We start from the raw sequence: 12,537 nt of genomic DNA on the forward strand, positions 1-12,537 counted from the left end.
GCTGTGCTAATGCCTGCATGGGCCTGCCTCCTTTGGTTAGCGTTGTTTGTATGTATCTATATCAGATACAATATACTGCAACAAAAAGAAAGACGCAAGGCCTTTTTTGAATTATAACCAACTTCCTTGGCTTACACCCTCCGTCCACTGTCGTCTGATTTCAGACTTGCATTCGGCGCGCCGATTTTCTACCGTCTGCATCGGAGGCTTAGCTCAGTTGGTAGAGCAGCTGACTCTTAATCAGCGGGTCGGGGGTTCGAGCCCCCCAGCCTCTACTCTCTTTTCAGTTTGGTTGTCAACCACTTGCGTAATATTTTCTTCTTCGCTTTTAAACCCTATTATTTCCTTCGGGGCTCCTACGGGGCTCCCAGAGGTAATCTGCGGTTGCGAATTGCCAATCAATTGACCGTCGTTTTCTTCCGACTTTGAGCCGTTTTTGGGGTGGAAGAAAGAAAACTTACTCATTTCCTGTGTCTGATACGGCTGGTATAGGTGCCCATAGGTCTGCTCAATCATTAGGGTGGATGTATGACCCGCCTGTCTTCTGAGGACATCCTTGGAGACACCGCTCATCACACCGTGGCTGAGGGAATAATGGCGGAGTCCGTGGCTAGTCAGATTGGGAATGCCTGCCTTCTCTCTTGCCTTTGTGAATGCCCTCCTGAACCCAAAGGCTTGCTTATGCGGTTGCAGAGGATGAAAAAATACCCAATCGTGGGGTTTCTCGGTGCCCTTGAATGTTTCCAGCCATTCCTGACGCCAATCAAGAAGAAGCTTTCGCAAGGCTGGCACCATAATAATGTGTCGGCATTGTGAATCTTTTAGCTGGTTGCCTGGTTTTGGGACAATGTGGATGAGGTTATTTTCAAAGTCCACATCTTTCCACTCTACGAAAAACGATTCCTTTGGTCGCACCGATGTGTAAACCCTAAACCAAATCCACACTACAAGTTGCTTTCCGTGCCTTGCCTCACCTGCGGTGCTGATTAAACACAGGAACCCGTCGTGCTGGGGAATGACTACTTGTTTCTTTACCACCTTGAGCTTCTTGACTTCCTTGGCGGGGTTGTGTGTTGAGGCACCGACATCAATGGCGTACTTGAAGGCACAGCGAAGTAGATTTATCTCTAAATTTATGGTGCGATTTGAAATCCCCGCCTTCTTTCGTTGCTGGATGTGCCCAAGGATGTCTGCGATTGACACCCTTTGGGTCTGTTTCGCACCTATTTCTTCCAAGAAGGAGTGAATTAATCGTTTTTCCCTTTCAACCGTGCCGAGGGCGTTGGTAGTCTCACGGTTCCTAAAGTAAGCGGGAAGCAATTCTTTGAACGACAATGTGACGGATGGCGTATTAGGTTTGTTGTCCAATATGACTGTCTTCTGCACTCGTTGCTCGGCAAGTATAGCTTCAGCCTTGGTCATAAAACCTGACATAGTGTATTTCTGTTTGCGATACCTGAAGCAATAGAACCACGGCTTTTTGCCGTTTTTATAATATTCTCTCTGGTACACGGGCATTTTACACCATCGGCGTATGTTTGTTATTTTCAAGCCAGTCGTTTAAATCAGCAATGTCATACAGGTTCGGGGCACCAGGCACATAACCGATGTCTTTTCGCCTGAGAAGCCAACTCACGGACTTTCGCAGGTAATCCGACGCTTCCTTGGTTTTTAGCATTGTTTTGGGACAGTTTTTATCTGCGGATTTAACCTGCCGGATATCAGTTGCCGTGCCCAGAATTATTTTGTTTTGAGCCATAATTAAATTCTTTCTGAACCTAATTATAGTGGAAAACAAAAAATAAAATTATTTATTTACGATTTTTTAATGGGCCCACAAAAAAAGTCCACGCTGTGATCATTGTTTGACCTCACGCCCAGGCCCGTAAACATTGAGCGATATTAAAGTGTAAAAATAAATAATTTTCTTGACGATTTCCACTATAATGTCTCCAACATTATGGTGGGCAATAACGCCTGCCAAGAAACGGAGGCATCTATGTCGCAACCAGTAAGCAACAGCAAAGTAGTGTCAGCGAAAGCAAAGGAAACAACCAACGGCAGAGTGGACAGCCCAGAACTGCAAGAGAAGATTGTTGCGTTGGCAAATGCGTTGGAAGCATCGGATAATGCTTGTTTCAGTACAGGCGAAATCTGCGACGAGATTGTTGCTTTAGTAGGAATCCAATATGGCGAACATACATTTCAGACGATTGCCCAGCGACCTGAGATACAGTGCAACCCCCGTTATTTGCGACGGTGCTGGCAGTACTATCGGTTGGTCACCCATAAGGAATGCAAGTCACCCGAATTGGACACGCTGATAAGGACAAAACCACGTGGGGTGCAGGAACTGGCCAGGGTTATGGACACAGACTTGACTGACGAAGATAAGGTTCAGTTGGTTAAAGCACTGGCTTCTGAAGCGGTTTTAAAGAACCTGACGGTGGACGCCATTGCCAGTCGTGTCACCAACGAGCTGAAACGGCACAATATGCTTCGAAGAAAACCGCCTGAAAAGAAAGCCAGCCATAAATCCAATTCTCAAGCGAACGGCATTCCTGCGGTTGTTGATGACGGTATGCTCAAGCAGTATGCGGAATGCATTCGGGCATACGGCAAGTCGGGCGAGATTACGAGCATTAAAGACCAAATGGCAGTCAAAGAGTTGCTTGTGGCTACCATTGACAAGGTGGAACAGCAGGCGGAACAGCTGAAAACTGACGGTGAGTACGCTGATTCCCTGTTCAAGCAAATCCAGCGGTTGGAACGAATACGTTGCTCGCTTTTGGCAAAAGACCCAAGCGATATAGCCCAAATAGAAGAGCAGGTGGCGTGATATGACAAACAAGCACAAGATTGCGGACCTACTAACTGAGTTACGGCCGGTGCGTTTCTCTGAAATTGTCGGCCAGGAAGTAATTAAGAAGCAAATCACCAACACGGTCGCCAAAGACACGGTTCCAAACGGCATCATGTTCACGGGCACTTGGGGGTCAGGGAAGACGACCATAGCTACGGTATTGGCTCATTCTCTTTCCTGCGAAGGTTGGAAGCTTGGTCAGTACGAACCCTGTGGCGAGTGCGAAAGTTGCCTCAACAGGACATACAGCGTCCACCATATTAATTCCAGCATGGAAGTGACAGACGAAAAGCTCAAAGACAAGCTCTGCACGGTAAAATATGCCCAAAATATGTGGGGCGGGCGGAAAGCGGTGCTGATATTGGACGACCTGGACAACCTGCCCCAAAAACAGCAGCGGATGGTTCGTGCCAGCCTTGACGAGCGGTGGCCGAAGGGGACGCTAATAGTCACAATTATGGACGCCTCAAAAATAGACAAGCCCTTGCGCCAGCGCCTCCTTGAGATGCCGGTAATGCCACCCCTGCTCCCCGAACTGGTCGCCTGGTTGAAGGAAGGTGTGCTGAAACGGTTAAACATACTCATAAAAGACGAGAAGGCTGTAGAAGAATTGGTTCGGGCCGGGCAGTTGAATTTTCGTAGCATCCTGAAAATTCTCTCCCCAATATATGACGGCAATGAACCCTTGACAGTGGCAACCGTTCGTGACGCCGCTATGCAAAACGGCTATGGTTAAGGCTAATTATGCCCATGTGGTCATAATTGGCGGGGCAACCGACTGTTTCTGCCTTGCCAAATCCCCCCACGCCATTCAAAAAAGGGGGTAGATTACCATTGGCGAATAGACTACCTCTGCTGTAGCCTATTTTAGAGGGTGTTCTGTTGGGCAAGTGATGCAGATATGGCGGGTTAAGCCAAGGAGGGGAATAAGGTCAGGCGGACCGAAAGCTTTTAGCATATGCACCAACAGCACCAACAAACAAACATAATTTTAGAACGGCAACTCTGAAGACAAGCTGGATTTGGGTTCTAATAACAAATCATCGTGTTCATCATCACACTTGTTTGTTTGTTGGTTTGTTTGTTTGTTGGTTTGTTTGTTCAAACCGCTATGGTTGTCGGGAAACAGTCCTTCTTGTTTGCTTGTTGGTTTGTTGGTTGGAACGGCATTTGTAATACAGTATTTCCCCTTGGCGGGATTTTCAATCTCCCCCGCTTCCACCATCTGTCGCAACAACCATCTCACGGTTGCTGGTGATTTGCTGATACCCCTTTGTTCCAGCCCGCCGTGAATTTCCTGGGCGTCAAGCGTTCCCGTTGTTTCCCGCAATACATCTAGTATTTCCAGGCGTTCCATTGTAATACAGGTATCCTTGGCATCCCCGACAATAGACCATTTACAAACGGTATTATCAAAATGCATTGCCAGCTCCCGCTCAAGAATATCCCGTCCAGAAACGGCAAGAACGGCGTCATCCGAGTTTCTTTTTCGCTTGATGACCATTATTGTGTCCGATGATCCCGACAAGCCTAGGGAACCCGAAATCTCATCAAATATGTCCCCGTCCCTGGAGATAGACTTCCGCAGGTGGTGAATAAGGATAATTCCAATGTTCTTTTCAATTGCCAGCTTTTGCAGGTCGCCTATAGCCTTGTAGTCGTTTTCGTAGGCGTTGTTTTGCCGAGATCCCGTTGGTTTTATTTTTTGCAGGGTGTCTATTGCTATCAATTTAAGGTTTGGATAATCCGTAATCGTTTTCTTAAGCATATCCAGACCGCCCTGATTGAGTATTTTCCAGCCTGAAGTAGCGTCAACCAAGTGCAGTTTTGCAGGTGGCTGATTTTTGCCCAATAAAATATTAAGGCGGTTTTGAAGCCTGCGTTTGCCATCTTCCAACGCTAAATATAAGACTTCGCCTTGTTCTTGGCGGCGGCCAACGAAAAAGGGACCACTCCGGCCATCCAAAAAGGGACCACCTGTAGCGGTTGATACCCTATCGTTTCGGTTGGTGTCCGGCAAGGGATTTTCTTTTCCCTTGTTTTACAGGTTGCCCTCGGGGGCCGAGTCTTTCGCTTCCTGTTCTTGTGTTGTTTCCGGTGCTTTTCTTTCTTCTCTTCTCCTCTCCTCCCCCTTGTTTTTAAGGGACCCTTATGTAGCCTGCCGCGTAGCGGTGGGGGCGCTGCCTCCGGGCAGCGGCGCTTTGTCCCGCGTGTTGTCCCCCTCCTTTCCATCGAGCCGCTTGCCTCGGCCGGTGCGATACGATTTGCCCTTGGTTGTCAGGATGTGCGCGTGATGCGCCAGGCGATCCAGTAAGGCAGTCGTCAGCTTCTCGTCCCCGAACACCTGGACCCATTCACTGAAGGCCAGGTTCGTGGTTACCAGGGTGGAGCGCCGTTCGTGGCGCTCGGCCAGCAGGTTGAAAAGCAATTCGCCGCCATCACGCTTGAACGGGACAAAACCCAGTTCGTCTACCACCAAAAGCTGGACTTTCTGATAGCGCCGATGCATCCGGCCGAGGGTACGTTCGTCACGGGCTTCCATCAATTCACGTACCAGTTCGGCCGCCTTGCGGAAGAGCACGGGAAACCGCCGCCGTGTTGCCTCCACGCCCAGCGCGATGGCCAGGTGTGTCTTGCAAGTTCCGATCGGGCCAGCGATGACCACGTCCTCCGCTTTCTCGATAAACCTTCCGCTGGCCAGTTCCTGAAGCTTCGGACGAGACACCCCCTGCAATGCCTCCCAGTCGATCTGGTCGAACGTCTTGATGTCTGGGAACCCTGCCTGCTTCAGATACCGCTTGGCCGCATTCTCCTGCCGGGTTAGCACTTCCACTTCCAGCAGTTCGCGCAAAAACTCTTCATACGCCCAAGTGCCATCGCGCGCCCGCCGGGCCACCGCCTCGAACTGCCGGGCCATTGTCGGCAAACGCAACACACGGCTGTGTCCCTGGATCACCGCCGAAAGAACGGAGTCGCTCATAGCCCACCTCCGTTCACAAGCAACACGTCATAATCGGATGCCTGGGCTGCTTCGATTTGAATGTTGCGCAACCCTTCCGGCACACGTGCGTCCGCCAGCACTTCCGCCGCCGGAATAAACCGCCGCAAGGCCAGTAGATTGCACCGACCCTCCGCCAGCGCTTCTGCCAACGCCGCCTTCACGCGTTCCTCGCCATGTTCCCGGATTGCACCCAGAATGCCGGCCAGATGTCGGGCACCCTGCCGTTCCCCATGTGTCTGCACCAGCAGTGCCCAGAGCGGTCCGTACGGCTCGCCAAGCTCTCCCACCAGCTCTGGCGCCACCTGCCGCACCGCTTGCGGCTTGTGCGATAATGCCCCCAGATAATCACGGTAGCGAATCTTCTTGTGGCCGGGCAATAAACGCTCGCGCATCACCGTTTCCCCGCGGCATGCAAACCGAATGTCATCCGGACCTACGTACGCCATAACGTCCAGTCGCGCCCATTGCTCGGGCAACGAATACACTGCCCCGTTTACTGTCACAGTCGAACTATTGCTCACCGACGCCGGATGCGTCGCTCGGGCTTCGAACGGTACAAGCGGCAAGCAGCGCAACCGCGCCCGGTCATCCTGGAAGAGATCCACGCACCGGCGTCCATCCTTCAGCACCTTCCCCGTCCACTGCCGGTCCACCTCCGCCAGGGCTCTTTCCGAAAGCTCTCCAAGATTCTTGCCATCCAGAATCGGCGTCAGATGCTGAAGCCGGATGGTTTTCCCTCGGCCTTCCACTCCCCCTTTGTCGTGCCCTTCGCCGGGACGGGCAAAACAGGGTTCGAAAATATAGTGGCTGGACATGGCGAGAAAACGGTCCGTCAGTTTCCGCTCATTCCTCAAGCCCACTAGTTTTTTCACCGCTGAACTCAGGTTGTCGTAGACTCCCCGACATCGGGCTTTAACCTTCAGGATTTCATTTCAAAACATAGTCTTCAGATAAAAGCTGTCAAAAACAAAGGCTCTATGACCATTCACGAGCTTCAATCCTGTCCTTGGGGTCAACAGCACGGGAGCGGGGACAAGCCAGGCGACAGTTGCATATTCCAGTTTGCCAGCGGTGCCGTGGGCTTTAAATGCCAGCATAACACCTGCACAAATCGCACTTGGAAGGATTATCGTTCACTTTATGAACCTGGCTATGATGAGCGGAAAACAGAACTTACTACTACTTCTCATACTATTGTCGTTCCTAAATTCCTGACAGCCGTGGAAATCTGCTCCACCCAATTCGCTCCCATAAAGTGGATTGTTCCCGCCTTGATTCCAGAAGGGCTGACCATCTTGTGCGGGAAGCCGAAGACGGGAAAGAGCTGGGCGGTCCTTGATTTAGCCGTTCAAGTGGCATCTGGTGGCAAGGTGTTGGGTAAAATTCCAGTAGAACTGGCGGCGGCCAACGAAAAAGGGACCACTCACACACCATTTTATCAATAGTTCTAACTGAACGTCCCAGCCGCCGTGCTACCTCAGCCCGACGGAGAATGCGTGTTTCCTGCTGCTCCACTGGTTTGGGCTGTGTTGCCTGCCTGCCGTGATTGCGGACACTTGCAATTATCACGGCTCGGTCGTTGGGCGTCACGGTTGGGTCGGCTCTCAAAATGGCTTTAACAGCGTCTACGGTTGTAGGCAAAGGCATTACTCCTCCAATTCTTTTAACAAGAGTTCGTCAATCTTCCGCTCTCAACCATTCTTCATAGACTCGTGACTGCACCGTTAGTATTTTTCCCGACTGAATTCTGCTCTCCAGTTGGTCACAGAGCTGTTTGATTTTCCCGTCCCCCAGCTGAAATCGCTGATACATCAAGAACCGATATGTCCATAACGGCTTGTGCAGATTCCATCGGGGCGACATCGGAGGGAAGTATTCCAGAAACAAAAGTTCCACCAGGTTAAACTGATGGCACAAGCAGTCACTAAATAAAGTCGCCATTAATGTGAATGCTCCCTTGTCGCAATCATAATGTAGCCCATCCTTTTTTGTTGCCAGGGCTTCGCATTTTCTGAACAACGGTGGGGCTTTCTTCAATAAATTGTCGTCTAGAATCATTCCGTGGGCAGACCTTTCCAGATATTTAACCCAACCAATCAGGTCTAGTGTTTTCTGGCTCATTTGTCTTCGCCCTTATCAGAGACATCAACCTGAAAACTGAACATATTGTTGGTTATGGACACATCCTTCCCCTTCACGCCGTAATGAGCCAAGATGGTTTCCATTGATTTTTCCAGTTGAAATTTTAACAAGTCTGTTTTTGTCACTATTAATCGCAAGTTGTTATTTTGCGTGACATATTCAGTAATATTTTCGTGCTCTTCGCATCGCCTTACCTTTATTTGGGTAGCAGCTGGTGTCTTGGCAACATCATCGCTAATTTCTTTTGAAATAAATTCGTTCAAAAGCCGATGAATTAATTCGATGTGAAATTGAAATAGAAGATTATCCCCTTTAGTCATAAATCCAAACTGTTTATGACGGTACGCCCTTGCCAAAGAGTCATAATTCTTTTTTTCCGCCAATTTAACGAACACATCCCAATTAAGAAGGATGAGCAATTCGCCAAAAAAATCCGCAAAAGAATGCTTTTTGTAAATTTGGTGAGATAAATCCTGGAGAGTGATGCCCAAATCCAAACGATAATTTACCGAAAACTGGATGTCGCCTTCAATATCCCCTGCGGAAATAATCTTAATGGGTATCCGCTTCGATAATATCCGATTCAAGGAACGGAAAAAACCGCCGTCTAAATCGCCCAGATCCTTTTTTGCCTCCCTCTCCGCTGTTTCAGTCGTCGGCATAAGTCGTCATCCCGATATACGGACACGCATTTAGCAGGTGGTTTATTTATTCAATTCGTATTACAAATTCCAAAATATTTTTAAAAACGACAACGCAAATCTGTCAAAAAGGGGTAGTTCAGTATAAATTCCTAGCTCTAAACAGGCTAAATAATACCCACTTAATGCCCTGTCATATTGATTCCGATGCCGTTTAATGGGCACGATTTGATTGCGCCGCCAGGAGCCTAAAGCATTTTTAATAAAATGAAGCAGTCCCGATTCGGAAAATTGAAGCGGTTCTGAAGAGCATAAAACTGCCAGTCAGGAAAAAAAAGATAGAAAAACCGATGTTGGAGCCGTCAATACTGAAGACCCAGAGACTCAATAAAATAACTACAACGAATAAGAGCCAAACACAATTGTCCCCGCTGATGTCCCAATAGACGGAAAACAGCGATAAAAGGCAGGCGATTGAATAAATTATGAAACTTGCTACCCAGAACACTAAAATCCAAAAAAGCCCGAGGAAGATTGAGCCCAAAAGGAAAAATGCCATTAAAAAGATGAAGGCGTTTGCTCCTTGATATAATTTTCAAGAGCGTGACTGTATTTTGAAAACATTTGCAACAGCCTCAACAGTTCTTCTTTAATAACAGCACCCCCTTCTTCGGCGGGGTTTTCTTTGAGAATATTAATGCTTTTGTCTATATTTTGCGTGATGACCTCTACCATTTGAAATATTTGCTGGGCTTTTGTATCTTGGGAAGGATTGTCCATTTCCGCCAACATTCTGTCCACTTCGCTGGTGTCCACTTCCTCGCCTGGCTTCAGCATTTCGCAGGCAGGAATTCCGTATTTTACCGAGGCTTTAACTGGTGATGGAACAGGTCTTGGTATCTTTGCCGTTACGGGTTGCGGGGGAAAATGATAGTCGGACAGGCTTTTAATGGGCTTCTGTCTTCTGGGGACAGGCAACTCCCATTGACTTGGAAAGAGACTGAAAATAATCCACCCCCTGTTCAATTGAAATATTCCACTCAATAATCATCGGTCCTTCACTGCCATCTTATGCGTTTTATAACAGAAATCGGGCAATAAGTCAAGCCTAAAGACAACAAAAACGGGGGTCAAACGGGGATTGGCGGGGCAAGAGGGGACTCAAGAAGAGAAGGTAGCCTGCTGGTTAGTGCTCTTCCTGTGCGAATGTGATATTTAGCAGGTCGGCGCTACTTGATACTTGCGTTGTTATGTCTGATATATCCCCTATGAAGAGTTCAAAAGGATTTTTTGGCGGGGATGGGGCAAAGACGAAGCGGTACTCGCTTTGATATGCGAAATTATCGGGCTTCTGAAATGGAGTCCTATTTCCACGGTATGTCTTTGTGCAGAAGTATTTCACAACGCCATAACGACAGGCAATGTTGTGTTCTTGGCAAGAGCGCTTGATTCTATCAATGAAAGTGGCAAGGTTGAGCACGAGAACACAATGACCACCGAACCCCAGCACTCTTTTGTCAATGGGCGGGATGACGGGGAAGTCGTCAAGCGAGATGGCATACATACAATATACATTCAGCAGGTCATAGCGCAATGTCCCCGTTGCCATTGTTTCGATGTTGGAGTCATCCAGCGTGACAATGCTGTTAGTTTTGGAAGATGGATATGTTATTCGCCAGCCCTTTGGGTCGTGGAACATATCTTTCGTTTCAAACGAGTCCGATCGGTCTGGGTCGTTTTCCAGTTTTGAGAAGTAGGACAGTGTGTTTGCGTACAGATGTCCCTTCTTGCGGAAAGATGTTAAGGCATCCTTTGCACCGATTTTTAGAACAAAGAATTTCTTCATCAAATCCTAATGCGTTCTGTTCTAACGACAACGATTCCTGCCTGCTTGTTTATAATCCCTTGACACCAATTGCAATTCCGACCATAAGCGATAGAATCCCAAGCACAAACAATGATAGCAATATTATTGCGGGAGCATCAAATGGTGAAGCATAAGGCTTCTGTTTTTCCTGTTCTTTTTTGATCTTGGCGAGCAGTTGAATGTCTTTTTTCTCCAGCCCTTCCTGTCGTTGCGTGAGCTCACGAGTTTCCTTGCCAAGGACATAAGATAACGATATGACCCCGAAAAGGATTGCTATCAGAAGACAGCACAAAGCCAAGGCTATAAAAGCGTGTTGAAAGGGCGTTAACTGTGCCATCATATAGGCAGGCATCAGGAAGGTTGCGATTGCGCCTGCCAGTATTAGGACCTGATGGAAAAATGACCTTGTCTGTGAAATATTTTCAATGCGACGCAATCGGACCCAATCAGTTAATTCACGAAATTCCTGTTCAACTTGGTCGTTCATTCATTCTCCCCGACTTGTTATTATGACGCAACTTCCTGTTGGCTGTTCTACTTCATCGCTAATCTCGGCAGGTAGTGGGTTATACTCTCCGTTGCCCACGACCAATACATTGTTGGGTTTAATGCTATACCTGCCCCAGCACAAGTCAACGCCGAAAACCATTAAAGTATAATAGCGATTTCAGATGGCATAGTGAGAATATTTCTGCCCAAAATGGTTCAAGAGGTTTGGCGACAATAATATTGGGGATGGAATAATGGGCGGGGAATAATGGGGGCTCGGAATTATGTCCCCTTGGCAATTAAATTGACAATATCTGACCGCCTATATCTTGGCGACCCTTTAATCATCACCTTTGGCAAAACACCTTCACGCACAAGTCGCCACACGCTCATACCACTTACCGATAACAGCCGAGCGACTTCAGCCTGCTTCAACAGCAGTGGCGGGTTTCGGTCATCTGGTTTGTGCCCATCTATCAGTTTTAACGCCGTGCAAATCTGTTCTGGGGAATAATTGCCGTCAAGTTTCAATGCCGAGGTGATTATTGTCCTGGTATAGTTTTGCATATGACCCAATGCTTGACTTATGATGAAATTATGGGGCAAAAGTCATATCTTCGGGGCTCTTGCGGGGCTCCGAAGTGGATTTAGTCTGCATAATGTTGCACGATGTTGCAGTCCTGACTTTTGAATAAACAATGATATACCTTGGATTTGCAGGGGTTTACGAGATATTTTAGGTCGTGTAATATTTTTGTTTACTGACTCTTAATCAGCGGGTCGGGGGTTCGAGCCCCCCAGCCTCTACCAATTTTCGCCAGCAGGCGGAAATTGCCCGGCGTAGTTCGTCAGCCGACGAACGAAGCCGGGGTCTTCCCGCCACAGTTGTTTTCATCCCCCGTTTATTCCTTCGGGGCTCCCAGACTGCTCTTGGAACTGCGGATTGACTGAATTTGCACCGCCTTGATGCCAAAACCTTGGAGTTGGTAACTGCCGTGTGCAAATTGGGCAAGGGGAAAAGAGGAAAAAAAAGGGACTCTAACTTGTTAGGTCAGAGTCCCTTTTTATGTTTTCAGAACTTCGTTGAAACCTGAATATATTCCAGCAATGAGCACCTGAACAGCAATTGCCGTTTATTACAGCACCGGCTGGCATTCCGGGCCGCCGAAGAGGCCCCAGACTAACCGATACTCATTAGCCGATGGAAATAATTCCCAGAGACCTGCCTGCCCTGAGCCCGTCGAAGGGGTGTCCTGATGATACACGGCCGGATCAGCCAGTCCGTCGCCGTCATAATCCGCCGGAACGGGTATGCCCCCTACGCTGCCCAGAAAACCGTCACACCAGGTATAACACCCCTGTGTAGCCAGCGAGCCTGAAAACAAAACTTGCAAATGAGCAGTGCCGGGAGCATATATTGCCGGATCGGCTAACCCGTCGCCGTCGTAATCGGCCGTGGCCGGCAGATAACCGGATCCACCGAACGTCCCGGTCACAAGCGGCTGATAGCCTCTTCCGGATAAACTAATTGCCC

General features: G+C 48.5%; 15 protein-coding genes and 2 tRNA genes. 5 read left to right on the forward strand and 12 right to left on the reverse strand.

The genetic code is table 11. The annotated features are described in order from the left end of the window. Positions 1-202 precede the first annotated feature (202 nt). A tRNA-Lys gene (locus KKG35_17240) sits at positions 203-275 on the forward strand. On the opposite strand, the gene KKG35_17245 is transcribed toward KKG35_17240, so the two are convergent. Both KKG35_17245 and KKG35_17250 read right to left on the reverse strand, forming a co-directional pair. Continuing rightward, the gene (locus KKG35_17245; GenBank protein ID MBU1739878.1) at positions 241-1,512 is read right to left on the reverse strand and encodes a tyrosine-type recombinase/integrase; all 1,272 of its coding nucleotides are present in this window, start codon (positions 1,510-1,512) and stop codon (positions 241-243) included. The genes KKG35_17240 and KKG35_17245 overlap by 35 nt on opposite strands. Before the next feature lie 7 nt (positions 1,513-1,519). Next, positions 1,520-1,759 (reverse strand): helix-turn-helix domain-containing protein, encoded by a 240-nt coding sequence (locus KKG35_17250; protein ID MBU1739879.1) that lies wholly within the window; start codon positions 1,757-1,759, stop codon positions 1,520-1,522. 240 nt (positions 1,760-1,999) lie between these two features. On the opposite strand from KKG35_17250, the gene KKG35_17255 reads away from it, so the two are divergent. After that, a complete protein-coding gene (locus KKG35_17255) occupies positions 2,000-2,839 on the forward strand; it encodes a hypothetical protein (GenBank protein MBU1739880.1) in 840 nt (279 codons plus the stop codon). A gap of 1 nt (position 2,840) precedes the next feature. Continuing rightward, a complete protein-coding gene (locus tag KKG35_17260) occupies positions 2,841-3,599 on the forward strand; it encodes an AAA family ATPase (GenBank protein MBU1739881.1) in 759 nt (252 codons plus the stop codon). Between the two features lie 255 nt (positions 3,600-3,854). On the opposite strand, the gene KKG35_17265 is transcribed toward KKG35_17260, so the two are convergent. From KKG35_17265 to KKG35_17275, 3 genes are all read right to left on the reverse strand, one after another. Beyond that, positions 3,855-4,883 (reverse strand): AAA family ATPase, encoded by a 1,029-nt coding sequence (locus KKG35_17265; protein MBU1739882.1) that lies wholly within the window; start codon positions 4,881-4,883, stop codon positions 3,855-3,857. Between the two features lie 129 nt (positions 4,884-5,012). Next, positions 5,013-5,843, reverse strand: coding sequence for an IS21-like element helper ATPase IstB (istB, locus tag KKG35_17270; GenBank protein ID MBU1739883.1), 831 nt, complete (start codon positions 5,841-5,843; stop codon positions 5,013-5,015). Continuing rightward, positions 5,840-6,736 (reverse strand): hypothetical protein, encoded by an 897-nt coding sequence (locus KKG35_17275; protein MBU1739884.1) that lies wholly within the window; start codon positions 6,734-6,736, stop codon positions 5,840-5,842. Before KKG35_17275 ends, istB begins: the two co-directional genes overlap by 4 nt. 321 nt (positions 6,737-7,057) lie before the next feature. Between KKG35_17275 and KKG35_17280 the strand changes: the two genes are divergently transcribed. Beyond that, positions 7,058-7,309 carry an AAA family ATPase gene (locus KKG35_17280; GenBank protein MBU1739885.1) on the forward strand — a complete coding sequence of 84 codons (252 nt, stop codon included), beginning with the start codon at positions 7,058-7,060 and terminating at the stop codon, positions 7,307-7,309. 232 nt (positions 7,310-7,541) lie between these two features. On the opposite strand, the gene KKG35_17285 is transcribed toward KKG35_17280, so the two are convergent. The 6 genes from KKG35_17285 to KKG35_17310 all read right to left on the reverse strand — a co-directional run bounded on the left by KKG35_17285 (position 7,542) and on the right by KKG35_17310 (position 11,570). Further along, a complete protein-coding gene (locus tag KKG35_17285) occupies positions 7,542-7,985 on the reverse strand; it encodes a hypothetical protein (GenBank protein MBU1739886.1) in 444 nt (147 codons plus the stop codon). Beyond that, the gene (locus tag KKG35_17290; GenBank protein ID MBU1739887.1) at positions 7,982-8,668 is read right to left on the reverse strand and encodes a hypothetical protein; all 687 of its coding nucleotides are present in this window, start codon (positions 8,666-8,668) and stop codon (positions 7,982-7,984) included. The genes KKG35_17285 and KKG35_17290 overlap by 4 nt, the downstream gene beginning before the upstream one ends. 537 nt (positions 8,669-9,205) lie before the next feature. Further along, a complete protein-coding gene (locus KKG35_17295) occupies positions 9,206-9,691 on the reverse strand; it encodes a hypothetical protein (GenBank protein ID MBU1739888.1) in 486 nt (161 codons plus the stop codon). Positions 9,692-9,833: 142 nt separating this feature from the next. Beyond that, on the reverse strand, positions 9,834-10,493 hold the full coding sequence (locus tag KKG35_17300; GenBank protein ID MBU1739889.1) for a hypothetical protein: 660 nt from the start codon (positions 10,491-10,493) through the stop codon (positions 9,834-9,836). Positions 10,494-10,542: 49 nt separating this feature from the next. Next, the gene (locus KKG35_17305; GenBank protein ID MBU1739890.1) at positions 10,543-11,001 is read right to left on the reverse strand and encodes a hypothetical protein; all 459 of its coding nucleotides are present in this window, start codon (positions 10,999-11,001) and stop codon (positions 10,543-10,545) included. Between the two features lie 284 nt (positions 11,002-11,285). Continuing rightward, on the reverse strand, positions 11,286-11,570 hold the full coding sequence (locus KKG35_17310) for a helix-turn-helix domain-containing protein (GenBank protein MBU1739891.1): 285 nt from the start codon (positions 11,568-11,570) through the stop codon (positions 11,286-11,288). 151 nt (positions 11,571-11,721) lie between these two features. On the opposite strand from KKG35_17310, the gene KKG35_17315 reads away from it, so the two are divergent. Beyond that, positions 11,722-11,813, forward strand: a tRNA-OTHER gene (locus tag KKG35_17315). 326 nt (positions 11,814-12,139) lie between these two features. Here the strand turns inward: KKG35_17315 and KKG35_17320 are convergent. Further along, on the reverse strand, positions 12,140-12,537 hold a 398-nt coding region (locus KKG35_17320), incomplete at its 5' end, for a hypothetical protein (protein ID MBU1739892.1).

This window comes from Pseudomonadota bacterium (genome assembly GCA_018823285.1).
In the GTDB taxonomy this organism is placed as follows: domain Bacteria; phylum Desulfobacterota; class Desulfobulbia; order Desulfobulbales; family JAGXFP01; genus JAHJIQ01.